This window comes from Aeromicrobium sp. PE09-221 (assembly GCF_002174305.1).
Classification (GTDB): Bacteria; Actinomycetota; Actinomycetes; order Propionibacteriales; family Nocardioidaceae; genus Aeromicrobium.
In genome coordinates, this window is the sequence record NZ_MIJB01000002.1 from 1 (window position 1) to 26180 (window position 26180).

The 26180-nt window shown below is 69.6% G+C and carries 25 protein-coding genes; 10 read left to right on the forward strand and 15 right to left on the reverse strand.

What is annotated here, in order from left to right:
• From BHE97_RS00115 to BHE97_RS19965, 3 genes are all read left to right on the forward strand, one after another.
• The coding region (locus BHE97_RS00115; protein ID WP_140399913.1) for an integrase core domain-containing protein at positions 1–233 on the forward strand (233 nt) is incomplete at its 5' end.
• A 167-nt stretch (positions 234–400) separates the two neighbouring features.
• Complete coding sequence (locus BHE97_RS00120) at positions 401–814, forward strand: DUF3788 family protein (RefSeq protein WP_170931165.1); 414 nt, start codon at positions 401–403, stop codon at positions 812–814.
• Positions 815–966: 152 nt separating this feature from the next.
• Positions 967–1137: a hypothetical protein gene (locus BHE97_RS19965; RefSeq protein ID WP_170931166.1), complete on the forward strand. Its 171-nt coding sequence runs from the start codon at positions 967–969 to the stop codon at positions 1135–1137.
• 23 nt (positions 1138–1160) lie between these two features.
• Here the strand turns inward: BHE97_RS19965 and BHE97_RS00125 are convergent, their stop codons facing one another.
• A complete protein-coding gene (locus BHE97_RS00125; RefSeq protein WP_087621997.1) occupies positions 1161–1697 on the reverse strand; it encodes a CGNR zinc finger domain-containing protein in 537 nt (178 codons plus the stop codon).
• A 331-nt stretch (positions 1698–2028) separates the two neighbouring features.
• On the opposite strand from BHE97_RS00125, the gene BHE97_RS00135 reads away from it, so the two are divergent.
• Positions 2029–4131, forward strand: coding sequence for an ATP-binding protein (locus BHE97_RS00135; RefSeq protein ID WP_170931167.1), 2103 nt, complete (start codon positions 2029–2031; stop codon positions 4129–4131).
• Here BHE97_RS00135 and BHE97_RS00140 read toward each other — a convergent pair.
• Both BHE97_RS00140 and BHE97_RS00145 read right to left on the reverse strand, forming a co-directional pair.
• The gene (locus tag BHE97_RS00140; protein WP_087622000.1) at positions 4125–4697 is read right to left on the reverse strand and encodes a hypothetical protein; all 573 of its coding nucleotides are present in this window, start codon (positions 4695–4697) and stop codon (positions 4125–4127) included. The genes BHE97_RS00135 and BHE97_RS00140 overlap by 7 nt on opposite strands.
• Entirely contained in the window at positions 4690–5196 is a 507-nt protein-coding gene (locus BHE97_RS00145) for a pyruvoyl-dependent arginine decarboxylase (RefSeq protein ID WP_170931168.1), read from the reverse strand. Before BHE97_RS00145 ends, BHE97_RS00140 begins: the two co-directional genes overlap by 8 nt.
• Before the next feature lie 161 nt (positions 5197–5357).
• Here BHE97_RS00145 and BHE97_RS00150 point away from each other — a divergent pair, with 161 nt between their 5' ends.
• A complete protein-coding gene (locus BHE97_RS00150; RefSeq protein WP_087622002.1) occupies positions 5358–5759 on the forward strand; it encodes a response regulator in 402 nt (133 codons plus the stop codon).
• 3 nt (positions 5760–5762) lie between these two features.
• Here the strand turns inward: BHE97_RS00150 and BHE97_RS00155 are convergent, their stop codons facing one another.
• Positions 5763–6152, reverse strand: a complete 390-nt coding sequence (locus BHE97_RS00155; RefSeq protein ID WP_087622003.1) for a DUF1304 domain-containing protein — start codon at positions 6150–6152, stop codon at positions 5763–5765.
• A gap of 84 nt (positions 6153–6236) precedes the next feature.
• Between BHE97_RS00155 and BHE97_RS00160 the strand changes: the two genes are divergently transcribed.
• From BHE97_RS00160 to BHE97_RS00175, 4 genes are all read left to right on the forward strand, one after another.
• On the forward strand, positions 6237–7205 hold the full coding sequence (locus BHE97_RS00160; RefSeq protein ID WP_087622169.1) for a threonine/serine dehydratase: 969 nt from the start codon (positions 6237–6239) through the stop codon (positions 7203–7205).
• Positions 7206–7288: 83 nt separating this feature from the next.
• Positions 7289–7480 (forward strand): hypothetical protein, encoded by a 192-nt coding sequence (locus BHE97_RS00165; protein WP_087622004.1) that lies wholly within the window; start codon positions 7289–7291, stop codon positions 7478–7480.
• A complete protein-coding gene (locus tag BHE97_RS00170; RefSeq protein WP_087622005.1) occupies positions 7477–8685 on the forward strand; it encodes a cupin domain-containing protein in 1209 nt (402 codons plus the stop codon). Before BHE97_RS00165 ends, BHE97_RS00170 begins: the two co-directional genes overlap by 4 nt.
• Position 8686: 1 nt before the next feature.
• Entirely contained in the window at positions 8687–9607 is a 921-nt protein-coding gene (locus tag BHE97_RS00175) for a sucrase ferredoxin (protein ID WP_201791246.1), read from the forward strand.
• Positions 9608–9628: 21 nt separating this feature from the next.
• Here the strand turns inward: BHE97_RS00175 and BHE97_RS00180 are convergent, their stop codons facing one another.
• The 10 genes from BHE97_RS00180 to BHE97_RS00225 all read right to left on the reverse strand — a co-directional run bounded on the left by BHE97_RS00180 (position 9629) and on the right by BHE97_RS00225 (position 21991).
• The gene (locus BHE97_RS00180; protein ID WP_087622007.1) at positions 9629–9937 is read right to left on the reverse strand and encodes a metal-sensitive transcriptional regulator; all 309 of its coding nucleotides are present in this window, start codon (positions 9935–9937) and stop codon (positions 9629–9631) included.
• 4 nt (positions 9938–9941) lie between these two features.
• Positions 9942–12008, reverse strand: coding sequence for a heavy metal translocating P-type ATPase (locus BHE97_RS00185; protein WP_087622008.1), 2067 nt, complete (start codon positions 12006–12008; stop codon positions 9942–9944).
• Positions 11986–14271, reverse strand: coding sequence for a heavy metal translocating P-type ATPase (locus BHE97_RS00190; protein WP_087622170.1), 2286 nt, complete (start codon positions 14269–14271; stop codon positions 11986–11988). Before BHE97_RS00190 ends, BHE97_RS00185 begins: the two co-directional genes overlap by 23 nt.
• The gene (locus BHE97_RS00195) at positions 14261–15190 is read right to left on the reverse strand and encodes a heavy metal-binding domain-containing protein (RefSeq protein WP_087622009.1); all 930 of its coding nucleotides are present in this window, start codon (positions 15188–15190) and stop codon (positions 14261–14263) included. The genes BHE97_RS00190 and BHE97_RS00195 overlap by 11 nt, the downstream gene beginning before the upstream one ends.
• Position 15191: 1 nt before the next feature.
• Positions 15192–15401: a heavy-metal-associated domain-containing protein gene (locus tag BHE97_RS00200; protein ID WP_087622010.1), complete on the reverse strand. Its 210-nt coding sequence runs from the start codon at positions 15399–15401 to the stop codon at positions 15192–15194.
• Positions 15402–15607: 206 nt separating this feature from the next.
• A complete protein-coding gene (locus BHE97_RS00205) occupies positions 15608–16375 on the reverse strand; it encodes a hypothetical protein (protein WP_140399915.1) in 768 nt (255 codons plus the stop codon).
• Positions 16376–16401: 26 nt separating this feature from the next.
• Positions 16402–17844, reverse strand: a complete 1443-nt coding sequence (locus tag BHE97_RS00210) for a polysaccharide deacetylase family protein (RefSeq protein WP_087622012.1) — start codon at positions 17842–17844, stop codon at positions 16402–16404.
• A gap of 9 nt (positions 17845–17853) precedes the next feature.
• Positions 17854–19662 (reverse strand): glutamine--fructose-6-phosphate transaminase (isomerizing), encoded by a 1809-nt coding sequence (gene glmS / locus BHE97_RS00215; RefSeq protein WP_087622171.1) that lies wholly within the window; start codon positions 19660–19662, stop codon positions 17854–17856.
• Entirely contained in the window at positions 19662–20654 is a 993-nt protein-coding gene (locus tag BHE97_RS00220; protein WP_087622013.1) for an NAD-dependent epimerase/dehydratase family protein, read from the reverse strand. Before BHE97_RS00220 ends, glmS begins: the two co-directional genes overlap by 1 nt.
• Positions 20651–21991: a nucleotide sugar dehydrogenase gene (locus BHE97_RS00225; RefSeq protein WP_087622014.1), complete on the reverse strand. Its 1341-nt coding sequence runs from the start codon at positions 21989–21991 to the stop codon at positions 20651–20653. The genes BHE97_RS00220 and BHE97_RS00225 overlap by 4 nt, the downstream gene beginning before the upstream one ends.
• Before the next feature lie 257 nt (positions 21992–22248).
• Between BHE97_RS00225 and BHE97_RS00230 the strand changes: the two genes are divergently transcribed.
• Entirely contained in the window at positions 22249–23505 is a 1257-nt protein-coding gene (locus BHE97_RS00230; protein WP_087622015.1) for a glycosyltransferase family 2 protein, read from the forward strand.
• Here the strand turns inward: BHE97_RS00230 and BHE97_RS00235 are convergent.
• Positions 23490–26108 carry a LuxR C-terminal-related transcriptional regulator gene (locus BHE97_RS00235; RefSeq protein ID WP_170931169.1) on the reverse strand — a complete coding sequence of 873 codons (2619 nt, stop codon included), beginning with the start codon at positions 26106–26108 and terminating at the stop codon, positions 23490–23492. The two genes, BHE97_RS00230 and BHE97_RS00235, sit on opposite strands and share 16 nt — an antisense overlap.
• Positions 26109–26180: the final 72 nt, after the last annotated feature.

Here is a 26180-nt window from a genome sequence, read left to right on the forward strand (position 1 = left end):
ACGGATATAGGAGCATCAACGCCCTCGCCGAGTCGCGGATCGGGCTCTACAAGGCCGAGCTGATCCGTCCCGAAGGCCCCTGGCGCGGGGTCGAGCACGTCGAGATCGAGACCTTGAACTGGGTCGACTTCTTCAACAATGAGCGCCCCCACGAGGCACTCGACGACCTGACACCGAAGGCCGCCGAGGAACTCCACTACGCTGCAAGAAACGAGCTCACGCCGACCGGCTGAGCCAACAAGACACCCCTCCGGACTCGCCGGGGCGGTTCAATGCGCTCGTAGAACGCTTGGTTGGGCAGCTTCTTGACGTGCTCGGGCACGGCAGCGTAGACAGCCTGGGCATCAAACCTGGGGTGCTTCACACACCCGGCGGCCGTGGTGCTCGTAGGGTGTCTGGTGTGGGGAACGTCTTCACCGATGCCGAGACTCGACCCGATGAGGATGCGATCCGCGCTGCGTTGGGCGATGTCTCCGGTGTCTGGGACGAGGTCACTGACGTGTTCGCTTCTTTCGGAGCGGAGGTGACGTGGCGGCACTATCGCGACGGTGGATGGCTTGCGAAGGCATCGCGCAGCGGAAAGACACTGGCCTGGCTCCGCATCGAACCGGGCGTGTTGCAGGTGTCGTTCCACTTCGCCGAGAGACTTCGGGACACACTCCTGAATGATGCGGCGATCGCTGAGCAGCTGCGTGAGCGCATCGCTCAGGCACCGGTATCGGGGAAACTGTTCTCCATCACCTTGGAAGTCCCGACGCCCGACGGCGTCGATGACGTGCGACAGCTCGTGGCAGCAAGGCTCGCCAGGAAGTAGGCGCTACGTCGATCGCACGGTGACGTGGAGGTGGTCTTCGCGGCGGTCGGCGGCGTCGGCGCCGCGGTCGTAGGGCCGCCAGCCCTCATTTGCTCGCGCGGTCGACCAGATCTGGCAGATCGTGCTCGACCCGGGAGGATCGCGCCCTATCGGTGGCGATCCGCGAAGGGGCCATCGCCGCGATCACGGGAGCGGCTGCCGGTGGTGGAGACCCGGACCCGGTGCGCGATCTCATCGAGCGGGCGGCTGTCCGGCCGGAGATCCTGGGACCCGCGGAGACGCGCCTCTTCCTCGAGTGGGCCCGGCGCTTCGACGGTGCGTGATCGCGCGCGGCTCGGCGATGTCCTCATCGTCCGCGTGCTCGATGCCTGCGGACGGCCGCGCGGTTCGCGCAGCGGACAGAGCAGTATCGCTGCCGGCCGTTGCGGGTAACGTCTGCGACGACGGCCGTGCAGGGATCGCCGGGGGAGTCCCCAGCTGCGCACCGGCGGAGGCGGTGCATGCCGCGGGTGCTGAGATGCAGGGCCGTGCCGACGCTGATGACGGCGAACAGCACGTGGGCCAATGATCTCGCGTCATCCGAGCGGTAGTGCAGGTGCCAGCCCTCATCGTGGTGATCGGTCAGGCGCGGATAGGCCGAGGCTGTCGCCATGTGCTCGTTGAGGATCCGTGCCCGCTCGTGGGGATCGGGCTCGTCGACCACGGCCAGCCAGTCGTCGATGACGCGGCGCAGCTGTGAGTGATCCTCAGCGGTGTCCGGGAACTCCGCCGTCATGCCGAAAGCGCGAGTCCGCGCGACGATCCCAGCCCGATCAGCGGGCCAGTCATTGGCCAGTGATGCCGCGAGAAGGACCGCGTACTCACCGTAAGGGTTGAGATGCATAAGGACATTACATCACCGTGGAACCATGACCGCAGCAGCGCACAGCTCCCGAGGGGGGAACGCGACCCCGACCGAAGCCCATGAGCACGGCTGGATCGAGGACTCGCGGCACCCTACGTCCGCCGGATTCGTTCTCTATGTGCGCTGCATCGGCTGCGGGACGCGGCGGGTGGATCTCCAGGAGCGGGACACGCTCCCGCCGAGAGCACTCAGCACCGAGGTGCCGCCACCGGGCGGGCGTCATCTTGGCTATCGTCTGTGGTGAACGGGGGGATCGACGTCTGTGCCCATGCGACGGATCGCCCGGTCCGGACACGATCGGAGGGTTCCCATGAACGGCGCAGCGCCCGCGACAGCCGTCCTGGCCTCGGGATTCCGCGCGTTCACGTGTGCGGCCGCCGTGGTGGTCACCGCGATCGCCGCACTCACCGTCTTCCTCTGGTGGCAGTCCGGGAGCGAGGCCGCGGCGCTCGCGGCATCCGCGGGACTGCTGCTCGCGGGTGGTGCCACCGCTGTGAGCTGCTTCCTGCGGTCGCGTCGTTCGCAGGGACGTCGCCGCGGATCATGGCGTCTGATCGGGACCGCCGCGCTGGTCGCCGTCTCGGGCAATCTGATCGGGGCGGCATCGGGCGGCCCCGCCGGGCTCTCGATCCCGCTCAACGACCTCACGATCGCCGCCGCGCTGACGCTATCGATCACCGCCCTGCTGCTGTTCCCGGCCATCCATTCCCGTCGCGGGCTTGCCGTGCTGGTCCTCGACGGGGTCGTGGCCGGCTCCGCCGTGCTCATCATCGCCAGCTCGCTCATCTACGACAATCTGCTGCTCACGACCAACGGCGGCCTGGGCGGACTGACGGTCCTCGTCATCCCTGTGCTGGACGTCGTGGTGGCCACGATCGCCGTGCTGCTGCTCGTGCGTTCCAACTCCGCCGAGCGGTTGACCCTCGCCCTGATCGCCGTGGGCTACCTCTTCTACATGATGAGCGACCTGAACTACGCCATCAGACAGGCCGAGGCCGGTTATGTGTTCGGCACCTGGACGGACCTGGGATGGATCAGCGGGTACGCCCTCATCGGCCTGGCGGCCTGGGCGCCGGTCACGAACGGCAATCCGGCCGTCGCCCGGCCGCGTGTCGCCGAGATCGTCGGCACCGTCACGATCTTCGCCGTGCTGCTCGCGGCCGGAGTCCTGCAGACGGTCAACTCCGGGGGTCCGACGACATCGGGTCGCGTCATCCTGTGGGTCGTTCTCGTGGCGGCCGCCTGTGGTCGCGAGCTGATCATCAGTCGCGACAGTTACGAGTTGCGCCTCAACCTCGAGCATCGGGTCGCCGCCCAGACCGCGGACCTGCGGCACTGGGCCGAGCAGACGCGTGCGCTCCTCGACAGCGTCGCCGACGGCATCTACGCGGTCGACGTGTCCGGCCGGGTCACGGTCATCAACCGTTCCGCGAGGGAGATGCTCGGTCTCGACGACCGGGTCATCGGGACGGCGCATCCCCACGAGCTGTTTCACGCCCCTGCCCCCGACGGCAAGCCCTATCCCATCGAGGAGTGCTACGTCACCGAGGCGATCCGGCACGCGGCCGTCGCCCGCAGCGAGGACGACGTGTACCTGCGCAGCGACGGTTCGGAGGTCGCCGTCGAGATCGTGGCGTCCCCGATCGTCGACCCGGCGACCTCGGAGGTCACCGGCGCGGTCGTCGCGTTCCGGGACGTCACCGAGCGACGTGAGGTCGAGCGGCTGAAGGACCGCTTTCTCTCGGTGGTCAGCCACGAGCTGCGCACGCCGCTGACCTCGATCCGCGGAGGTCTCGGACTGATCAACAGCGGAGCCCTCGGCGCTCTCCCTCCGGAAGTCGAGGTGATCGCGGCCAGCGCCGAGGAGAGTGCCGAGCGGCTCGGGCGGCTCGTCAACGACATACTCGATGTCGAACGTCTCGCCTCCGGCAACTTCGAGGTCCGTGCCGCGCCCCATTCCGCGGCGTCGCTGATCGAGACGAGCGCGACCGAGCTCGCCTCCCTCGCCCAACGTGCCGGAGTCGCGCTCGAGGTCGGGGATGTCGACGGACGGGTCATCGCCGACCCGGACCGGGTGGCGCAGGTCCTGGGCAATCTCATCGGCAACGCGATCAAGTTCTCCGATCGGGGCGACACGGTGCGCATCAGCGCCACCGCAGGTCGCGACGAGGTGGTCTTCACCGTCGCCGACGAGGGGCGGGGCATCCCCGCCGATCGTCTGGAGGATATCTTCGAGCGCTTCCGCCAGGTCGACTCCTCCGATGCGCGTCTCGAGGGAGGCACAGGACTCGGACTGTCCATCACCCGGGCGATCGTCACCCAGCTCGGAGGGCGGGTCTGGGCCGAGAGCGATTGGGGCAAGGGGAGCACCTTCCGCTTCACCCTGCCGGTCGCCTCCACCGGTGGTCAGTGATCGCCGGCGAAGTCCGCGCTGTAATACGTCTGCACGTCGACCTGAGCCACCGGCACGTCGTCGCCACCGAGCTGCGCCTTGACGGCCTCGTTGAAGCCCGCGCCGACATTGGCCGCGCACATGTCCCAGCCGACCACGGCCCGCTCCGCGAGCGCCGCCTCCACGACCGCGGAGAGCATGGTGGCGAAGACGCCGTTGCGCTGCACACCGGGCACGGTCATCGTGAAGCCGAGGTACCAGACCGCGCCGCGTGCGGCATGATCGGGATAACGGGTCAGGTAGAACTCCGGACTGGCCCATGGCACGGCGTCGAGATCGCGCGCGAGGGTCGACATGCCGAGGAAGGATCCGTCGGCCTCCGACAGGGCCACCAGCTTGTCGATACGGGCATCGGCCATCTCCTCGACGAACTCCTCCAGCGGCACCACGTGCCGCGCGGCGGCGGCCTCACGGAGAGGACCGAAGGAGCTCTCGTAGTAGGCATAGAGGTGCTCGGCCTCCGTCACGGGGATGACCGTCCGTCGCTCGATCCTGACGCCCGGGGTCCGGTGGTCGTCGTCAGCCACGGGCCATTCCCCACGACTCCACCGCATAGGTGGCGATGGCCAGCGCGCACACCGGGCTGTCGACACAGTGCGCACCGACGACGATCTTGTGCGTCGGACCGAAGTCACGACCTCGCCGCCGGGCCATATCCTGCAGAGAGAGCTCGATGAGCTCTTCGACAGACTCCTGACTCCCGCTGTGATGCTCCACGAAGAGACCGCCGTGCTCCTCGTCGTAGACCCAGCCGAGTCCGGCCCAGGCGGACTCTCCGCGCAGCTCCGCATTGGCGGTCGCCATCACGCAGTACAGCTTGTCGCCGTGTTCGGATGAGAGCGGTTCATCGGCGACCACCACGTCGCTGCGCGGGGGCACCACCGAGGACAGGGCGATCAGATTGAAGTCGGCGACATTCGCCCCGTGCAGGGCATCGTCGAATGCCGAGATGGGCGTCCGCCCGGATCCCGTCGCGGTGCGCACGGTGATCCGTAGGCGTCCTTCATCAGGTTGTACGTCCGGCACGGGACTCCTCCTAGCATCGCGACGAACCCCGCGGGCCGACGCAGTCTTGTCAGGCGTGACTCTATCGAGCGGACCGGCCGCGCGGCGCTCCGGCCGGTAGGCTGAAGATCTGGCACAGCGGCTCGCGCTGTCACCGGAACCTTGGATCGCGGAGATACCTGATGACGCCACCCCTCGCTCTCGTCGTCGAAGACGACTCCAGCATCCGTGCTCTCACCGAGATCGCGCTGACGCGGCTCGCCGGTTGGCGGGTCATCACGGCCGAGCGGGGCCGTACGGCGATCGATCTGGCCCGTGAGCATCGCCCCTCGGTGATCCTGATGGACCTCATGATGCCGGAGATGGACGGGGTCGAGGCGGCGCGCATTCTGCTCGGCGATGCTGCTACCGCTGACATCCCGGTGGTGCTGCTGACCGCCCGTCCGACCTTCGGGGACGAGGACCCGCCCTGGGCAGGGGTGGATATCCGTGGTGTCATTGCCAAGCCCTTCGATCCGATGAGCCTGGCTCGTCAGGTCGCCGATCTGGTCGGCTGGGGCGAGGACTGCATCGCCGAGGGGTGAGCTCTAGAGCGAGAGCCCGATCGCCAGCGCGATGATGCCCAGCGCCGGGATCAGCCCCTGCTTCAGCGCCGCCGAGGCCTTGTCCGGACTCGATAGGACCAGGACGAGTGCCGCCGCGGCCATCGAGCCGGCTCCGGTGAAGACGAGGGTCGCACCGACCGCCACCTGGCCCGCTCCGTACAACCCGATGCCGAGGGCGACCGCGATCGCGAGGAAGAGATTGTAGAAGCCCTGGTTGAAGGCCAGATCCTTCAGCGCCTCCGCCTGCTCGACGGTTCCTGTGCCGAAGACGCGACGAGCCTGCTCCCCGGTCCACGCGATCGACTCGAGATAGAAGATGAACACGTGCACGAGCGCCGCGAGGCCCGCCAGGATGAGACCAGCGATGATCATGAGTACTCCCTCCGCGAGACAGTGCCGAGACGGATCCGGCCCCATCTATGAGGATAGGGCGTGTCTGTCCGCGAGGATGATCCCGTGAATGAGTTGAGCATCGCCGATGTGGAGGCGGCCTCGGCCCGTATCGCGGGGCGTGTTCGCGAGGTCGTCGTCGCTCGAGCGGATCGGGGACGCGACTCCGCCGATGACTATGAGCTCCACTGGGCGCTGGAGTTCATGCAGCATACTGGCACCTTCAAAGCGCGAGGAGCGCAGAACTTCCTGCTCGCCCATCGCGACGCCGGCACGCTCCCGCGCGCCGGGGTGACGATCGCCTCGGGAGGCAATGCGGGCCTCGCGTGCGCATGGGCAGCCCGGCAGCACGGCGTGCCGGCCACCGTCTTCCTGCCCACCGGCGCCCCGGCGGTCAAGGTCGACCGGCTACGGGCGTATGAGGCCGATGTCCGGCTGACCGGCTCGGAGTACGCCGAGGCGCAGGCGGCCTGTGCCGAGTTCTCCCAGCAGAGCGGGGCACTGATGTCGCACGCCTATGATCACCCGTACGTAGCGGCTGGGGCGGGCACCCTCATGCTCGAGATCCTCTCCCGTGTTCCGGACCTGGACACGGTGGTCTTGTCGGTTGGCGGGGGAGGCCTCTTCGCCGGAGTCGCCGCCGTCGCCCGCGAGCACGGCGTGCGTGTCGTCGCGGTGGAGCCGGAGAACTCACATGCTCTGCGTGCCGCGCTCGAAGCGGGACGCCCTGTCGATGTCGAGGTCGAGAGTGTCGCCGCCGACTCGCTGGGCGCTCGTCGCGCATCGCAGCTGGCGCTGTGGGCGGCGCGACATGGCGACGTGCGCTCGGTCCTCGTGCCCGATCACGAGATTGTGACCGCCCGAGCGCGGCTCTGGGACGAGCACCGGCTGGTCGTCGAGCATGCCGCAGGCACCGCCTGGGCCGGGTTGTCGAGTCCGGGCTACCTCCCCGGTACGGGGGAGAAGATCTGTGTCGTGCTCTGCGGGGCCAATACCGATCCCGCGAGCCTTGGAGTGGATTCCAGAGCCAGGTGAGGACGTCGTTCGGCATGCGGCAGCGGAGACAGGCTGTTTTGATGGAAGAGGTGGGACTCGACAGCCGAGACCGAGGAGGACGCATGAGCAACCCGAATGATCCGAATGAGACCGAAGGACCGGCCGACGGCGGTGCCGCGGGCACGCCCGGTGTGCACGATGGCGGTGCCGATGGCGGGGCAGAGGGTCCGGCCGATGGCGGTGCCGCGGGTACGCCCGGTGTGCACGATGGTGGCGCAGACGGTGGTGCCGATGGTGGCGCAGACCCCTCTTGAGTTCAGTTCACGATGCTGATCAGTACCCTGGGGCCTCTGCGCGCCCCGGGGTACTGACATCGCGGCTCATCGACATCCCCCGGCAGCGGTTCGCCGAGGACTACTGGGGGCGCAAGGCTCTGCTCACGCGCCGGTCCGGTGACTTCGCCGATCTCTTCTCACCGGTGGCCGCCGACGAGCTGATCTCCCGGCGCGGGCTGCGCTCGCCCTTCTTGCGCGTCGCGAAGGATGGCGAGACCCTGCCGGTCTCGTCCTTCACCTCGCCCGCAGGGGTGGGTGCCACGATCGGCGACCAGCTCGATGACACCGCTCTGTGGCGGCACTTCGATGCCGGTGCCACCCTCGTCCTGCAAGCCCTCCAGCGCACCTGGGAGCCGATCGGCGACTTCGCCACGCGCCTCGGCGAGGAGCTCGGACACCCGGTGCAGGCCAATGCCTACATCACCCCGCCGCAGAACCAGGGCTTCGACGATCACTACGACGTCCACGATGTCTTCGTCCTGCAGATCAGCGGGACCAAGCGCTGGATCATCCACGAACCGGTCATGCAGAACCCCCTGCGCGACCAGCCCTGGACCGATCGGCGCGACGAGGTCGCGGCGGCAGCTGCCGCCGCCCCGGCCATCGACGCGGTGCTCGCGCCGGGCGATGTCCTCTATCTTCCGCGCGGTTGGCTGCACGCGGCCGCGGCGCAGGGCGAGGTCTCCATCCATCTCACCCTCGGCGTGCACACGTGGACCGGCCACGGGCTCGCCGAGCAGCTGGCCCAGGCCGTCATCGCGATCCTGCGCGACGATCCCGAGATCCGGGCCAGCCTCCCCCTGGGCGTGAAAGAACTCGATCCCGGCATCGTCGATATGGTGAAGAAGCGCTTCGCCGAGGCCCTCGACCAAGCCGACCCCCGGCCCGCGTTCCACCGCACCCGTCGCTCGCAGGCACGGCCGGCGCCGCTCGGGCCCCTCGCGCAGCTGCGGGCCGTGAACGATCTGGGTCCCGACACGCTCGTGAGCTGGCGCGGCGGACTGGACTCCACCTTCAGCGGATCCCGGCTGATGACGCGTGTCGGCTGGCTGGATCTGACCGATGAGGAGCTGGCCGCCGTACATCGACTGCTCGACGGTGAGGTGCTCACCTGTGGAGAGCTCGGCGACCACGTGACCCGCCGACTGCTGCGCGCCGGCGTCGTCGTCCCCGTCCTGTCCTGAGGTGCCGGTGGAGACCGAGCAGTTCTTCTGCGCTCAGGCCGCCGATGAGCGCGAGGACCCGATAGCCGGGACCGCGCCACGCGGCTCCTACTGGATCCTCATCGAATACCGCGGGTCCTGGCCGGTCAACGGATTCGACGGCCTCGATCTCGACCCGCAGGTGCACGCGGCCGTGTTCGCGGCGGCCCACGCGCGCCGGGCCCGCATCCTGCTGATCCGGCGGCACGGACGTCGTCGGCGCGGAGGCCCAGGTCGCTGGGCGGTGCTCCATCGCGCCACCGGGGATCGGCTGATGCAACACTGGGGGACCTGGCGGGAGGAACGCGATCTGCTGGACATCGTCCGCGTGCTGAACGATCCCGCCGACCTCACCCCGCGGGGGACCCCGGAACCCGTCGTCCTGGTCTGCGCCCACGGCCTGCACGATGTCTGCTGCGCGGTCCGCGGCCGTCCGGTCGCCGGGGCATTGAGCGCTCGATGGCCCCATCTGGTGTGGGAATGCACACACGTCGGAGGAGACCGGTTCGCGGCGAACATCCTCCTCGTGCCCGATGGCGTCTACTATGGCCGCCTCGACGCCGAGTCGGCTGTCGACGTCGTGGCGGGCCATCTGGACGACCGCATCGATGCCAGGCACCTGCGTGGCTACACCGACCTCGTCCCCGTCGAACAGGTCGCCGTCGCGGCCGCATTGGAGACCCAGGGCCCCGCCGGCCGCGATGACTACGCGATCGTCTCCACCTCCCGAGAGGACGACCGGTGGACCGTTCACGTCGCGAGCCGTGTCCCCGGCCGCGATGCGCTCGCGATCGATATCGAGGTCACGCGATCACCCCCGCGTCAGCTCACCTGCCGTGGAACGGCCCGGGCCTCCGCCTTCGTCTACAGCGTCGTGGCGGTCCGACAGGCGCCGAAACCATGAGACGGACCCGATGTCGACGCGTCAGGACTTGACGAGTCGGGCGATGGCGGCGGACGCCTCCTTGATCTTCTGCTCGGCCTCCGGACCACCGGCCTTCGCCGCGTCCACGACGCAGTGCCTGAGATGGTCGTCCAAGAGGCCGAGGGCGACATTCTCCAGGGCACTGGTGAGTGCGCTGATCTGCGTCAGGATGTCGATGCAGTAGGTGTCCTCATCGATCATCCGGTGGATACCGCGGGCCTGTCCCTCGATGCGTTTGAGACGGGCGAGGTAGCGGGTCTTGTCGTCGATATAGCCGTGAGCGTGAGCGCCCTCGTGCGAAGCGGTCATGGTGTCATCCTCCGGGGCGGTGATGTGGAGAGGTCAGGAAGGTGGCGGCACTGCGCTGGGGGCGTAGGTCGAGCCGTCTCAGCAGCTGGGCGTTCAGGGCGACCACGACGGTGGAGGCCGACATGAGGATCGCGCCGATGCTCATCGGCAACACGAATCCCACCGGCGCCAGCACACCGGCCGCCAAGGGCACGGCCAGCAGATTGTAGCCCGCGGCCCACCAGAGGTTCTGCTTCATCGTGCGGTAGGTGGCACGCGACAGCTCCACGATCGAGAGCACCGAGCGTGGGTCGGACGAGGCGAGCACCACACCCGCCGAGCCGATCGCCACGTCCGTGCCCGCACCGATCGCGATGCCGACATCGGCCTGGGCGAGAGCCGGTGCGTCGTTGACGCCGTCGCCGACCATCGCGACTGTGCGACCCTCACCCTGCAACTCGGCCACGGTCGCGGCCTTGTCCTCGGGGCGGACCCCGGCGTAGACCCGGTCGATGCCCAGCTCCCCGGCGACCTGATCGGCTACAGCCTGGGCGTCGCCGGTGATCATCACGACGTGCGCCCCGATCGCGTGCAGCGCATCGACGGCCTGGCGGGACTCCGGGCGGATCTCGTCGGCGAGCCGCAGCGCTCCGACGACCTCCTCGCCCACGAGCACGTGCAGGATGATCGCCCCCTCCTCGCGCCAGGTCGCAGCGACCGTCAGCTCGTCCGCGCCGTGCTGGTCAAGCAGATAGGGCCCGCCGACGCGGACCGTGGAGCCGTCGACCGTGGCCTCCACGCCGACGGCGGGGGAGGAGGAGAAGTCTCGCGCCGACGGAAGGTCCAGCTTCCGGTCACCGGCGGCGCGGACGATGGCCGTGGCCAGCGGATGCTCGCTGTCGGACTCCGCGGCCGCGGCGAGCGCCAGCACCTCGTCCTCGTCTCGTCCGGGGGCCGCCTGGACCGCGGTCACGGTCGGCTCTCCCTTGGTGAGGGTGCCGGTCTTGTCGAAGAGCACGGTGTCGACGGTGCGCATCGACTCCAGGGCGAGCCGGTCCTTGACGAGGACACCCCCGCGCGCCGCGCGTTCGGTGGCGATCGAGACCACGAGCGGGATCGCGAGCCCGAGGGCGTGCGGGCAGGCGATCACCAGGACGGTGATGCCGCGGACCACCGCCGAGTCGGGCATCCCGAGCAGGGTCCAGACGACCGCCGTGATCGCCGCCGCCCCGAGGGCGTACCAGAACAGCCAGGCGGCCGCGGTGTCCGCGATCCGCTGTGCCCGCGAGGAGGACGACTGCGCATCGGACACCAGCCGGCGGATACCGGCGAGGGCCGTGTCGTCGCCGATCGCGGTGACCTCGACACGCAACCCGGAGTCGGTGGCGACGGTGCCGGCGACCACCTGGTCACCCGTCTCCCGGCGCACGGGCGCGGACTCACCGGTCACCATCGACTCGTCCATACTCGCCGCGCCGTCGACGATCCGTCCGTCGGCGGGCACCGATGCCCCGGGCCGGACGACCACCACGTCACCGACCGAGAGGTCGGCGGGGGCGACGGTGACGATGCCGTCGCCCTCCAAGCGCTCGGCTTCGTCTGGCAGCAGGGCGGCCAGCGAGTCGAGGGCCGACGTGGTCTGCGCCAGGGAGCGCATCTCGATCCAGTGACCGAGCAGCATGATGACGATCAGCAGCGCCAGCTCCCACCAGAAGTCCAGCTCGTGATGCAGCAGGTGCAGGCTCGCGCCCCATGAGGCCACGAAGGCCACCGTGATCGCCAAGGCGATCAGGAGCATCATGCCCGGCTGGCGGGAGCGGATCTCGCTCACACCGCCGGTGAGGAACGGACGGCCGCCCCAGACATACATGACGGTGCCGAGAACGGGCGAGACCCACTGCACCCAGCCGGCGCCGGTGAGCTCATATCCCACGAGGTCGGCGAACATCGCGTTGAATCCCACGACCGGGACGGCGAACGTGAGCATGATCCAGAACAGCCGCCGGAACCGCTCGACGTGGTCATGATGGTCGTGATGGTCGTGGCCCTCGTGCTCGGTGCGCTCATGCCTATCGTGCTGAGAGGCCGTCATGCAGCGCCCCCTTGTCGATCCCGGCGAACGTGCGCAGGCGCAGGCTGTTGCTCACCACGAAGACGCTGGAGAGCGCCATGGCCGCCCCGGCGAGCATGGGATTGAGCAGCCCGAAGGCGGCCAGCGGGATCGCGGCGGTGTTGTAGGAGAAGGCCCAGAACAGGTTGGTCTTGATGGTGCGCAGCGTCCGGCGCGCCAGTGCGATGGCATCGGCGGCGGCGCGCAGGTCGCCCCGGACGAGTGTGATGTCGGCGGCCTCGATCGCGACATCGGTGCCGGTCCCCATCGCGAGACCCAGATCAGCCTGGGCGAGGGCCGGCGCGTCATTGACCCCGTCGCCGACCATCGCGACGACCTTGCCCTCGCCTTGCAGACGGGCGATGACATCGACCTTGTCCCGCGGCAGGACCTCGGCGATGACCCGCTCGATGCCGACCTCGTCGGCCACCTGCTCGGCGACGGTCTGGTTGTCACCGGTAAGGAGGATGGGGGTCAGGCCGAGCTCGACGAGACGTCTCACCGCCTCGGCGCTCGTCGGCTTGATCTGATCGGACACGACCAGCACCCCGCGGGCCCGTCCGTCCCAGCCGACCGCGATCGCCGTCCGGCCCTCGGCCTCCGCCTCCCGCTTGGCGCGGAGCAGGGCGTCGTCGAGTGGTTGCGCCCAGTCCTCGAGGAGTGCCTCACGCCCGGCGAGGACGGCGTGCCCCTCGACGACGCCCTGCACACCGCGGCCCTCCAGGTTCTCGAAGGACTCGGGGACCGGCAGGGTGTCCAGCTCGTCGCGTGCGCCCGTGGCGATGGCCTGGGCGATCGGGTGCTCGGAGGCATCCTCCAGGGCACCCGCCAGACGCAGCAGGTCGGCGCGCTCGACACCCTCTCCGGTGATGACACCGGTCAGCGTCATGCGTCCGGCGGTGACCGTGCCGGTCTTGTCGAGCACGATCGTGTCAACCCGTCGAGTGGACTCCAGGATCTCCGGGCCCTTGATGAGCACGCCGAGCTGTGCTCCGCGACCGGTGCCGACCAGCAGAGCCGTCGGCGTCGCGAGGCCGAGAGCGCAGGGGCAGGCGATGATCAACACGGCAACGGCCGCGGTGAACCCGGCCGAGAGCGGGAAGCCGGCGCCGATCCACGCACCCAGCGTGGCCACGGCGATGGCGATCGCGATGGGGACGAACACGCCGGACACCCGGTCGGCGAGTCGCTGGATCTCGGCCTTGCCGGACTGGGCGTCCTCGACCATGCGGGCCATCTGCGCGAGCTGGGTGTCGGAGCCCACCCGGGTCGCTCGGACGATCAACCGGCCCCCGGCATTGACCGTCGCCCCGGTCACCGCATCGCCTTCGGCGACCTCGACGGGGAGTGACTCGCCGGTCAGCATCGAGGCATCGATCGCCGAGTTGCCCGAGACGATCACGCCGTCGGCCGCGAGCTTCTCACCGGGCCGGACGACGAACTCGTCTCCGACGGAGAGCTGCTCGACGGGCACCCGCTGTTCGCGCCCTTCGCGCAGGAGCGAGACCTCCTTGGCGCCGAGCTCCAGCAATGCCCGTAGCGCCGCTCCGGCCCGGCGCTTGGACCGCTTCTCGAAGTAGCGGCCCATCAGGATGAAGGTGATGACGCCCGCGGCCACCTCGAGATAGATGTGTCCGAGCCCGTCGGTACGCGAGATGGTCAGCTCGAAGGGATGGACCACACCGGGCTCGCCGGCCGTCCCGAAGAAGAGCGCGACGATCGACCACAGCATCGCCGCGGTCGTGCCGACGGAGACAAGGGTGTCCATGGTGGCCGCACCGTGGCGGAGGTTCATCCAGGCCGCCCGGTGGAAGGGCCATCCGGCCCAGACCACCACCGGGGCTGCCAGCGCGAGCGAGGCAAAACCCCAGTAGTCGAACTGCAGCGCGGGGATCATCGCCATCGCGATGACCGGCAGGCTGAGGACCGCCGATCCGATCAGGCGCTGGCGCAGGCCGCGGAGTTCGGCGTCCTCGGGGGGCTCGCCGGGCTCGTCCTCCTCCCGGCGGGGCGGGGCGGGCAGAGAGGCGGTGTAACCGGTCCTCTCGACCTCGGCGATGAGCAGCTGCGGGTCGAGGTCGGCCGGTCCGGTCACGCTGGCCTTCTCGGTGGCGTAGTTGACGCTGGCGGTGACCCCCTCGAGCTTGTTGAGCTTCTTCTCGATGCGGCTGGCGCAGGAGGCGCAAGTCATGCCGCCGATCCGCAGCTCGAGGCTGCCGGTGCCGATGACATCCTCAGTGGTCATGGCCGCCTCCGTTCGCATGACCGGTGCTCGTCGTGGTGTCGAGGACGAACGGCGCCGTCCGCACCTCGCCGCCGACACGGAAGTCCAGATACAGCAGATAGCGTCCCGGGGTCGGTGCGCTGGCCGTGAAGACGGTCTCCGGCCCGGAGGTCTCGCCGGGCTCCGGCGTATCGCCGTGCGGGTGGACGTGTAGATAGGCCAGATCCCCCTCACGAAGGGCCACCAGATGGCCGAATGCGCCTAGATGCGGTTCTAGATCGGTGACCGGCTCCCCGTCCCGGGCGACGGTAACGGCCAATTCGCTCGACTCGCCGGCTACCAGATCGCCGGAGATGCCGACCTCGTAGCCGTCGACCGTGGCGGTGGCACTCGGCTCCGGCGGGACGGGGGAGTAGTCCCCCGCGACCTGTGTGGTCGTCGAGAGCGTGAGCCCCTTGCCGGCCGACGCCGGGGTGAAGTCCGCGATCAGCCGGTAGGTGCCGCCGGCTGCCCACTCCCAGGGGATCGACCAGGTGCCGTGATCATCGCGCTCGGGGTGGACGTGACGGAACAGCTGTCCGTCGGCGCGCACGACGATCAGGTGGAGCTCGTGCTCGTGCTCGAGCTCGTAGTCGGTCACCGGGCCGCCCCGGGGCTCGAGGACGAGGAAGGACAGTTCGCCCTCCTCGCCGACGGCTCCGGGGGAGCCGACGTCGGCGATTCGGTAACCGTCCTGGGCGAGTCCGAGCCCCGGTGCCGTCTCGTGGGCGCCAGGGCCGTCGTGTGACGCCGGGGCGTCGTGGCCGCCGTGTCCCTCGGAGTCCTGTGCCCAGTCCCGTGCGGCATCCTCGGGGACGACCGCGCTCGCGGTGGCGAAGGCCACGGCGAACACGGCGATCAGCCCGATGCCGTACAGAGTGAGTCGTGCCGGGGCCCGCACGTCAGGCCCGGGCCGCTTGGTAACCGGCCTCGTCGACGGCGGCGAGCACCGCGGCGTCGTCGACGGGCTGGTCCGCGGTGACGGACAACCGGCCGGTGGCCGCACTGACATCGATCGCGGTGACGCCGGGGATCTGCGACACCTCGTCGCGGACGGCGCCCTCACAGTGCCCACAGCTCATCCCGGTCACCTGGTACTCGGTCGTGCTCATGGGCGGCTCCTCTCATTCGGATGCGATGGCACCTACGCTATACCCCTATGGGGTATCAGGCAAGTGGCGAGACGGCGTCGAGTGGTGCATTCGTGCCCGCGAGTGGTGCGAATTCGCCCCTTCTCGCGCGATTCCGGGACGAATCTGCACCACTCGGGCGTCCGGGAGCGCTGGGTCCGGGCGCGGACCGGGGGTGGCGCGGAGGGTCAGCGGACGCGGGGGTCGTCGTCGACGAGACGCGTCCAGGGACCCTCGGGCACGTCGCTCTCCTCGACGAAGCGCCAGTCCACGCGGGACTGCAGCATGTCCAGTCCGGCCAGGTGCAGGCAGGCGTTGAGGGCGGGGGAGACGTCCATCCCAGCACCGCGGAACTTGGTCGTCGACGGTGGCATGTCATCCGCGCCGAACACATAGGCGGTGTCGTGATAGTTCGCCGGCCCGGCATCCGCGATCTGCCCGAAACAGGTCCGGTCGCCGTGACGGATCTCGACCCAGCGGTTCTTCATCAGGCTGAACGCCCGATCGTCGACGTGCTCGGCGTAACCCCGATCGCGGGCCCAGGGCACCACCTCGCCGCGCCAGGCGAAGCCGAGCCCGTCGTTGACATCGTCATAGGGCAGATCGAGGTAGAAGGGGTTCATCCGCGGCTCCATCGACCGCGGCCAGTAGCCGTCCTCGGCGTACCGTTGCTCGGTGCGGCATTCGCGGCCGATCTGCCGGCCGTCGCAGCCGCCGTACCGCTCGATCCAGCGCGAGTCGTAGGCGGACACGCGTTGGGAGCCGTCCGGGGCGTCGGGGTCGAGGATCTCGCCGACCCAGAAGGTCGCCGCGACGATCTCGGTGTGCCAGGGGTAGCTGCGTGGCAGCGGACCCGGGTCGACGAACACTCCCGGCGGCTCAGGGGTCGCCGGCTCGGCGGGCGGGGAGCGTGGCGGGCTCGTCGACAGCAGTCCGAGCAGGACCGCAGCCGACACGCCCGCCACGGTCAGGCGAAGTCCTCTCACTCCTCAGGATCGCCCTGCGGCTCGACCTGTGCGCTGATCGCCGGTGCGTCCCGGAGCCCGGAGGCCTCGGTCGCGGACTCAGCGGGGGGTGGCGCATCCCGCGTGTCGTAGATCTCGACATCATCCGTGGTGATGGTGCCGTTCGAGAACATGCTCAGCCCGAAGCTGATCCCGCTCATGTCCGCCGGGATCTCCGGCGTGGTCCAGACCGCCTGGGTGAAGGTGGAGGACGCGGCGAACCACGGGCTGGAGGTCCAGTAGTGCCAGCGGCCTTCGGCGTCGCGCAGATAGACGGCGAACTGCGTGACCGCATCGGAGGTGTACCAGCTGCGCAGCGAATAGGTGTGACCCGGTGTGACCTGAGGCGAGCACTCGCCGAGATCGAAGGCCTGCAGCCACTTCGCGTCGCCATCGGCGTAGCCGGACACCGTCACCCGAGTGGCCTTCGCGCCGGTGTGGGCGGCATCGACGGTGCTGAGCTCGGCGGTGTTGGCACCGTAGCCGCCGCGCATCCAGCAGCGCGGTGTCCCGTCGGCGTTGACCTCCTCGGCCCCGCCGTTGACGACGCCGTTGCCGCCGCTCGGTACCGGGTCGATCGGTGGACCTGGGACGGTCGGTTTGGCGTCTCCACCGATGGTGTCGCCCACGGTCTGCACGACCGTTCCTTGCGCCGCACGGGGCTTGAGCCACGTGAGGAACTGGTCGAAGACCTTCGGCGTCACGGAGATATCACAACCGGAGGCGCACACATTGTGGAAGGTGATCGGCACCCAGCCGCCCGTGCGCTCGGCGCGAGTGACCACTCCCTTGAGATCAGCGAGGGTCCAGGAGGTCTCGACCTGGGGTGGCGCGCGCAGCACGAAGGGATCGGGCGGGGGCACCGACTCGGCATTGATCTTGTTCCTGCCGCGGGTCATGTCCAGATCGCCCAGTCCGCGAGCGCTGTTGTAGCCACAGTCGACGACCGCCTGTTTGGCCACATCGTTGACGGCGGCGAAGGGATAGGCGAAGCTGCGGATGGTCAGGCCGGCCTCGCTGAGCCGGACCCGGTCGTAGCAGACCTGGCGGGTGGCCTGGGCCGTCGAGAGGGCGGTGAGGTCGGGATGCGAGACGGTGTGGCCGCCGATCTCGTGGCCCTCGGCGGCAATGGCCTTCACCTGATCCATCGTGAAGTACTCCGGCGCGCCGAGATAGCCCGAGGCCACGTAGAAGGTGCCCTTCATGCCGTACTTGTCGAGCAGATCGACCGCGGCCTGCTGGTTGGCATTGCCGTCGTCGAAGGTGAGGCTGACGATCGTCTGCGGTGCCGCGTCGGCCGGTTCCAGCGTGGGCGTGGTGAGCCAGGCGGTCGCGGTGACGGTGAGCGCGGCGAGCAGCAGCGCGATCAGCCGTGCCGGGGTACGGCGCGCGGAGGTGACAGAGGCGAGAGAGCTGGGCATGGTGGTCTCCTATTCGACCGTGACCGACTTGGCGAGGTTGCGCGGCTTGTCGACATCGCGGCCCAGGGCGACAGCGAGCTCACGCGCGATGATCTGCAGGGCGACGACGGAGGCTAAGGGACCGAGCCAGTCGACCGTGGTGTGCAGGGCGCCCGCCAACGGGGAGCCCAGCGCGGGTACGGAGGTGCCGGGACCGCCGATCGAGGTGACCACGGCTCCGCGAGCGCTCACCTCGGCGATCGTGGCGTGGATACGCGCGCTCCGGTCGTCGATGACGAAGACCGGGGTTCCGCTCTCGACCAGGGCCAGGGGGCCGTGTTTCAGCTCGCCCGCGGCGTGGCTCTCGGCCCAGCGGTAGGTGAGCTCCTTGAGTTTCAGTGCGCCTTCGTCGGCATAGATCCGTCCCGGTCCGCGGCCGAGAAACACATAACCGGATGCCTGCGTGAGTCCCTCGAGGAGTTGGGGGACGGTGCGCCGCGAGGCGCCGATCGCCTGGGCGAGGGCGTCCGGGACCCGGTCGAGGTCCCGGACCAGGCGCTGCGCCCGTTGTTGCTCGACCACGCCGCTGCATCCGAGCAGGGACAGCACGACGCAGGTACCCCCGAGCACCTGGGCCACGAAGGTCTTGGTCGCCGCGACCCCGATCTCCGGACCCGCATGGCACATCATGACGGCCTCGGCACGGCGGGCCAGCGCCGAGTGCGGACTATTGGTGAGGGCGACGACGGCATGGCCGCGTTCGTGCAGGACGTCGAGCGCCGTGAGCACATCGGCCGTCTCGCCGGACTGGCTCAGTACGAGGGCGAGACTGCCCGGGACGGTAGCCGTCGACGTGAGCTCGCTCGCTTCGACCGCGGTGAACGGGATGGACCCGAGCCGGGCGAGGAGATCCGCGACCACGCGGCCGGCATTCAGCGAGGTGCCGCAGCCCACCACCGTCACGTGGCGGGGGACCGGAAGCGAGAACGACGGCCACAACCCGTGCAGGATCGACGCCGACCAGGTGGTGATCAGCTGCTCGGCCACGTCGGGCTGTTGTTCGATCTCCTTGGCCATGAAGTCCGGATAGAGGCCCAGGGACAGGTCGGCGACGCCGACCGAGCAGGCGACCGCGGGTGGCGGTGCGACGGGGAGTCCACCGCGCCGCCACGGCAACCCGGCCCGCAGTTGCACCACGTCCCCGTCGTCGAGCACGCGATACCACTCCACCCACGGCGCGAGCGCGCTGATATCGCTCGCCGCGAAGACGCCGTCCGGGCCTTCAGCGATGACCAGTGGCGATCCGTGACAGGTCGCCACCAGCTCGCCGGTGCGCGCGTCGAGCACGACGAGTGCCCAGGATCCACGCAATCCGCCCAGGACCCTTTCGACGGCCTCGATGAGATCGGCGTCCTCGCGCATCCCCTCTTCGATCAGGTGCGCGATCAGCTCTGAGTCGGTGTGCGAGGCGACCGAGTGATTCCTGTCGGCGAGGGCGTTGCGTAACTCTGTCACGTCCTCCAGGACTCCGTTGTGGACCACAGCCAGGCGCCCGGAGCAGTCGCGATGCGGATGGGCGTTGATCACGGACACCTCGCCATGGGTGGCCCAGCGCGTGTGACCGAGACCCGTTGTGGCGCCCACGGTCGGGGCCCATGCGGTAGCCCGATGTCCGAGGTCCTGGACACGGTCGATCGACCGGAGGGTCTCCACTCGGTCGTCTGCCCCCGGTACCGCGATCCCGGCGGAGTCGTAGCCTCGGTACTCCAGGCGCTCGAGGGCCTCGATGAGCAGGGGGACGACCGGGCCCTCGCCCGAGCACGCCACGATCCCGCACATCATCGACTCGCCATCGTGGTGCCGGCCAGCTGCTCGGCCACCCGCCGGATGATCTCGTCCACGCGCGTGTGAGGGAAGAACCCGATCAGTGATCCCGCGAGCGAGTTGTCCGGCACGCGGCGCCGCATGTCCTCGTATCCGGATGCGTAGGCATCCGCATAGGGCACCAACTGGATCGGGCTCTCGGACCCCGTCACCTCCGCGATCCGCTCGGCGAGCTCGAGGATGGAGATCTCCTCAGCGCCGCCGAGGTTGACCGCCAGACCGTGCGACGCGGGGTTCTCGACGAGCGCGACGAGCGCGGGAACGATGTCCCCTACGTAGGAGAAGCAGCGCGTCTGCCGTCCGTCCCCGTAGACCGTCATCGGCTCGCCGCGCAGCGCCTGGCCGGCGAGCCGCGGCAGGACCATGCCATAACGGCCGGTCTGCCGCGGCCCGACGGTGTTGAACAACCGCACGATGGTGACCGGCAGGCCGAGCGACGACCAGTACGCGTGAGCGTAGGCCTCGTCGATGCCCTTCGCCGCAGCATAGGTCCACCGGGAGAGAAGTGGTGATCCCAGGATGCGGTCGGCCCCTTCGTCGAGCCGGTCGGCGGTGTTCTTCCCGTACACCTCGCTCGTGGAAGCGAGCAGCATCGTGAGCCCCAGTTCATGCGCCAGATCGACCACGTTCTCGGTTCCGTGGATGTTCGTGCGCAGGCTGCGTAGAGGTTCGTCGATGATGAGGTGCACGCCTACGGCGGCGGCCAGGTGGAAGACCCGGTCGGCGCCGGTCATGGCCCCGCGGAGGAGGTCGCGGTCGAGGATCGAGCCCTCGACGACCTCCAGGCGGGGATGCTCCGCCAGGGCTGCGAGGTTCTCGCGGCGTCCCGTGGAGAAGTCGTCGACGATCACGACGTGGTCGCCCCGGTCGAGGAGGTACTCGGCCAGGTGGCTGCCGATGAAGCCCGCGCCGCCGGTGACGACACTGCGCCGGGCATCGGTGTTCACAGCGCGACCCGGTTCGTGAGGGCACGTGCGCCGTAGGTGGCATCCACGACGAGTGCCTCGCCGATCCAGGAGGTGTCGGCGCCGGTGTGCGCGGTGTGCAGCAGGACCACCTCCGGCTGGAAGGACTCCGGCTCGTCGATGCCGATCAGCTCGATGCCATCGGGCAGCGTGGCGACGGGCACGTACGGGTCGGTGTATCCGACGATCGCACCGGCCTCGAGGAGGGTCTGCAGGATCTCCAGGGCGGGGGACTCGCGTAGGTCGGCCACATCGGGCTTGTACGTGATGCCCCAGACCAGCACGCGGGTGCCCGGCAGCCCCATCCTCCGTGCGGAGAGCACGTCGCGGATGCGGTCGACCACGCGTCCGGGCCGTCCGGCGATCTGTTGCATGGCGGTGGAGATCATCGGGGCATCGACCCGGTCTCGGCGTAGCTGCCACAGCAGATAGTGCGGGTCGCAGGGGATGCAGTGACCGCCGACACCGGGGCCGGGGCGGAAGGCCATGTAGCCGTACGGCTTGGTGGCCGCCGCGTCGATGACATCGCCGACCTCCATGCCGAGGGTCCGGCAGATGTCGGCGAACTCGTTGATCAGGGCGATGTTGACCGCACGAAAGGTGTTCTCCAGCAGTTTGGTCATCTCCGCCACGGCGAGGGAGGAGACACGGTGCACGCTCTCGGCATAGGAGCCCAGCACCTGTGCGGCGGCCTCGGTGCACGCCGGTGTCGCTCCGGCCACCACCCGTGGCACGGTCTCGGTCTTGACCCCGGCTGATCCGGGGTCGATGCGCTCGGCGCTGAAGGCGACGTGCACGTCCTCCCCGGCCACGAGACCGCGGCGCAGCAGCGGACGGACGAGCAGATCCTCCGTGCAGCCGACATAGGTGGTGGAGGTCAGCATCAGCAGCTGGCCCGGTACCGCATGGGCCACGACCGATGCGCACGCCGCGCGCAGCAGACTCAGATCCGGCACGAGGTGGCGGTCGACGGGGGTGGGGACGCAGACGATGACCGCGCGAGCGCGGGTGAGCGCGTTGACATCGTCGGTGAGCACGAATCCCGGGTCGTCCAGGGCCTCGCGCAGCCGCGCTTGATCATCGGGGACGAGGTCGACGTCTCGCGAGCGGATCGCAGTGAGCCGCGGTGCGGCGATGTCGAGGGCCACGACACGGGCGCCGGCGTGGTGATAGGCCAGTGCGGTCGGCAGTCCTACATAGCCGAGGCCGATGATCGCGACATCCGCGTCGAAGACGGGCGCCGGCCGGGGCGGTTGCTCGATACGGCCGATACGGCGGCGGGCGAGGGCTCCCTGCTCGGGAAGGTCGAGTGTGCTCATCGTCTGTCTCTCCTCAGCATGTGGTCGGGCGGCGGCGCCCGGTCGAGCGGATGGGGTCGCCGAGCACCGCCTGACGCCCAACCTCGGGGAGCGGCGAATCACCGGTCAACGGCACCGGCGAAAGGCTGTGGGCTCCCGCAATCCCTCCGCACGGGTCCGCAATGGACCGCCATCGTCCTTGCGGTTCCAGGCCCTCCCGCGGAGCCGTCCGCGGTCCTAACGTGGTGACGCGCTCGCATCAGGCCGGGAGGTGGACGATGAGCCATGTCGCCGTCTTCGTGGCGACCGCCGTGCTGTTCGCCGGTCTCAGCACGACGCTGTGGGGCTGCGTCGGGAGCGTGCGATGGATGCTGGGGCGGACGCACCCTCTCCCCGTCCGGGAGGCGCGCATCCGTCCGGGGCGGGTGGGGGTCCTCATCGCGGCGCACAATGAGGAGAAGGTCATCGCGGACACCATCGTGGCGGTCATGCGGCTGGTGCCGGCAGGCCAGGTGTTCGTCGCCTCGGATGCCTCGACCGACCGCACCGCCGAGATCGTCCGCGCCCGCGGGGCGAATGTCGTGGAGCTCACCGAGAGCCACGGCAAGGCCGGTGCGCTCGTGGCAGGGCTCCGGCACTTCGGGTTGACCCGGCGCTTCGCGGTGATCATGATCCTCGATGCCGACACCGTCCCGAGCGAGGACTATCTCTACAGCGGGCTGCCCCTGTTCGACGACCCGGCCGTGGCCGCGGTGGCCGGTCGCGCCTCGACGCGATGGCCCGCCGGGGCGGGGTGGATGGCGCGGGTCCTCCTCGCCCACCGTGAGCGGCTCTATGTCCTGTTCCAGACGCTGCTCAAGTACGGCCAGGCGGCACGTGGGCTCGACGCGGTGGCGATCGTCCCCGGCTTCGCCAGCATGTACCGTGCCGATGTGCTCGAGACGGTCGACATCGCCGCTCCCGGGCTGGCGATCGAGGACTACAACATGACCTTCGAGATTCATGCCAAGGCCCTCGGGCGGATCGCCTTCCAACCGTGGTCGGCGCGGGCGTACACGCAGGACCCGGCCACCCTCGCGGACTACGTGCGACAGGTCGGGCGCTGGAATCTCGGCTTCTGGCAGACGCTGCGCAGGCACCGGCCGCGGGTCCGGGTCTTCTGGGCCTCGGTCACGGTCTTCGCGGCCGAGGTCGCGCTCAGCAGCGTCCTGGTACTGGCCCTCGCGGTCGCCACGATCGTCGCGGCACTCGGCCGGCTCGTCCGGGTCGACGAATGGTCGCCGCTGCCGGTCCCGGGGGGCGACATGCTGGTGGCCGCGGTCATCGGCGTCATCGTGGTCGACCTCGTAGCGACCGTCTACGTCGCCCTCCTGACCCGCCGCTTCGCGATCATCGCCTTCGCTCCCGCCTACACCGCGCTGCGGGTGCTGGACGCCGCGCTCTGCCTCCGGGCGCTCGTGCATGCGCTGACACGGCGGTCGAGCGGGGTGTGGCGGAGTCCGGAACGTCGCGTCGAGGGTCAGGCGGCGTCGTGACGTTCGCCGAGCAGCGCCGTGAGCTCGGTGCGCGATCGGACATCGAGTGCGCGGTACACATGGGTGAGGCGGAGCTCCACGGTCCTCACCGATACATAGAGCCGTTCGGCGATCTCGCGATTGCGGAGGCCTTCTCGCACGAGCTGGACGATCTCCTGCTCGGCGGACGAGAGGGCCGCCAGGGGCGAGACGGCGGGGACGGGAGCCGGCTCCCGGTATGGTCGCAGCCGCAGATGCGCGGCCCAGCCCGTGGCGCCGATGGAGTCGAAGATCGTGGCGGCGTTGGCCGCGGTCCGCTGAGCCTCGGCGGTGCGGCCCACCTCGGCCTGCCGGTCCGCGAGGCAGACCAGGCTCCGTGCGCCCTCATAGGAGTGCAGGGCCGACTCGTCGAGGGAGGTCACGTGCTCGGCGAGGAGGGTCACGGAGGCATCTGCGGAGACCAGGCCCTTCGCCCGCGCCAGCACGTGATCACCCCACTGGCTCGGGTACCGGCTGAGCAGCCGCTCGAGCGAGGCCGCGGCCCGGCGGGCCTCACTCACGCGATCGGTGAGGACACAGGCCTCCACGTAGTCTCCCCAGTGCCGCAGCAGACTCGGTCGCGGAGCGTCATGGCTCAACACCGTGGTGGCCCGGAGGTCCGCGACGGCCGATCCGGGATCGCCGGTCATCAGGTGGATTGCGCCGCGCAACGCCAGGGCGGTCGCTCGGTTGGCCGGATGGCTCTCCCGCGCCGCTAGCTCGAGGCATTGCGCGATCGCCTGGTGGGCCGCGCCGATGTCTCCGGTGATGTAGTGATGCCAGGCTACGACGAGGTCGGTGGTCGACGAGTCGTGCCGGATCCAGGGAGGGTCCGCGGCCCACAGGTCGATCGCCCGCTGTGCGGCGGTGAAGTCACCCGCCGCGAGCTCATTGCGGACGCCGATGAGATGGCTGACGGTCATCAGCGATCGCTCCCGTAGGCCGGGATGGTGGAGGGTCGAGGTCAGGAGGCGACGCGCCCGTCCGTAGTCCTCGCGCATGCTGGCGGCGTGGGCGCGCAGGACGAGCGCCTCGGGCGGGTCGGTCGGACGCTGGGGACGGCCCGGCATGCGGCGATGGTCGTCCAGAGCATCGGCCACATCAGTCAGCGCATCGGCGACGTCGCCGAGGCGTGGCTGGGTGATGATCCGTCGTCCGGTCGCGAGCGCAGCGCGGGCAGGCGTCGGCTCGCATCGGGCGAGGTGCCCGGCCGCGAGGATGAGGCACAGGCGCGCGGCCTCGTCCGGGTGACGTTCGCCGTGGAGCGCGATCACCGCCTCGACATCCTCGTCATACATCCGCTGGCCGGAGACCAGTGTTGCCGTCAGCTCGGCGGTGGCGAGGGCCAGCTCGGTCGTCGCGTCGAGGTGTTGCGCCCGAGCCCACCGGGTGTACCGGGCCGCGAGCGCGCTCTCCCCGGCGCGCTGCAATGCCCACACGAGCCGGGCATGCGCCTGGAGGGAGCCGCTCGTCTCACCTGAAAGACGGGCGTAAGCGGTCTCGGCGAGCTCGACGGCGACCCTCAGCTGGCCTGCCTCGGCGGCGTCGGCCGCGGCATCGAGCAGATCCGGGGCCGCGGCCGGGGAGGTGCTGAGGAATCCCCGATGCCAGCTGGCGAGCTCGGGCGCGAGCGTCCTGAGTCGTTCCACGAGCTCCGTATGACGGGCGATGCGATCGGGGCGGGTCGAGCGACGCAGCAACGCCGCTCGCAGGTTCTGGTCCTCCACGCTGATGTCATCGCCGCGCACAGTGAGGACGCCCTCATCGATCAACTCGGCGATGAGCTCCTCGTTGCCGGTGGTCTCCACCAGGACGTCGAGGGGACATGCGGGAGCGAGAGCCACGGTCAGCAGGATCTCCTGCTCAGCGGAGCTGAAGGCCTTCGTGACGCGTGGGACGATGGCGTCGAGCTGCGATGTCCATCGCATCGGCAGGACGAGCGGCCGGCGGCCGGATCGTTGGCGCCGGTCGAGAGCGCTCAGCTGATGGAGCAGGACGGCGGGGTGGCCGCCGGAATAGTCCAGCAGGAGACGTCCTGTCGTGGCGTCGACCGGACCGCTCTCTCGGAGGAGGCGCTCGGCGGCGTCGGCGCTCAACGGGCCGAGCTGGAGACTCGGCAGGCTCTCCATGCCGGTCGGGACCCGTGTCACGGCGGCGATCACCCGTACCCCTGTGCCGCCGAGGTGCGCGAGCAGGATGGTCAGGATCGCGAGGCTCTGCGCGTCCATGATGTCCAGATCGTCGACGAGCACCAGGGTCGGCGGCAGGCGCAGACCGCCGATGATGTCGAGGACGTCGTGGGCCGCCGCGTACAGTCCACCATCGCTGCCGTCGCGTAATGAGAGGTGGTGGCCGAGCTGGTGTGCCATCGCCGGGTGCAAGACGCTGATGAAGGCATCGATCCCGGACAGAGCGAACTCGTGCTCGGAGGACACGGCACGGACTGTGAGTGCCGTGTGTTCGCGGGCCAGCAGCTGCAAGACGTGGCTCTTGCCGAGACCGTGATCGCCGATGAGGAGAGTAGCCCCCTCGGTCTCGTCGGCGACCAGGCTGCCGAGGCGCTCGGCAGCCACGTCAGGGCTCACCGCCGTGGCACTGTGGCGTGCCGTCCCTGCCACCGGCGCACTCCGCTCGAACATACAACCCCCAGCCGCCCC

Excerpts from the sequence above, each read along its gene's own strand:
- BHE97_RS00125 (WP_087621997.1), bottom strand. The coding sequence starts at position 1,697 with ATGCATCTCAACCCTTACGGTGAGTACGCGGTCCTTCTCGCGGCATCA.
- BHE97_RS00135 (WP_170931167.1), top strand. The coding sequence starts at position 2,029 with ATGAACGGCGCAGCGCCCGCGACAGCCGTCCTGGCCTCGGGATTCCGC.
- BHE97_RS00150 (WP_087622002.1), top strand. The coding sequence starts at position 5,358 with ATGACGCCACCCCTCGCTCTCGTCGTCGAAGACGACTCCAGCATCCGT.
- BHE97_RS00155 (WP_087622003.1), bottom strand. The coding sequence starts at position 6,152 with ATGATCATCGCTGGTCTCATCCTGGCGGGCCTCGCGGCGCTCGTGCAC.
- BHE97_RS00165 (WP_087622004.1), top strand. The coding sequence starts at position 7,289 with ATGAGCAACCCGAATGATCCGAATGAGACCGAAGGACCGGCCGACGGC.
- BHE97_RS00180 (WP_087622007.1), bottom strand. The coding sequence starts at position 9,937 with ATGACCGCTTCGCACGAGGGCGCTCACGCTCACGGCTATATCGACGAC.
- BHE97_RS00185 (WP_087622008.1), bottom strand. The coding sequence starts at position 12,008 with ATGACGGCCTCTCAGCACGATAGGCATGAGCGCACCGAGCACGAGGGC.
- BHE97_RS00190 (WP_087622170.1), bottom strand. The coding sequence starts at position 14,271 with ATGACCACTGAGGATGTCATCGGCACCGGCAGCCTCGAGCTGCGGATC.
- BHE97_RS00200 (WP_087622010.1), bottom strand. The coding sequence starts at position 15,401 with ATGAGCACGACCGAGTACCAGGTGACCGGGATGAGCTGTGGGCACTGT.
- BHE97_RS00210 (WP_087622012.1), bottom strand. The coding sequence starts at position 17,844 with ATGCCCAGCTCTCTCGCCTCTGTCACCTCCGCGCGCCGTACCCCGGCA.
- glmS (WP_087622171.1), bottom strand. The coding sequence starts at position 19,662 with ATGTGCGGGATCGTGGCGTGCTCGGGCGAGGGCCCGGTCGTCCCCCTG.
- BHE97_RS00225 (WP_087622014.1), bottom strand. The coding sequence starts at position 21,991 with ATGAGCACACTCGACCTTCCCGAGCAGGGAGCCCTCGCCCGCCGCCGT.
- BHE97_RS00230 (WP_087622015.1), top strand. The coding sequence starts at position 22,249 with ATGAGCCATGTCGCCGTCTTCGTGGCGACCGCCGTGCTGTTCGCCGGT.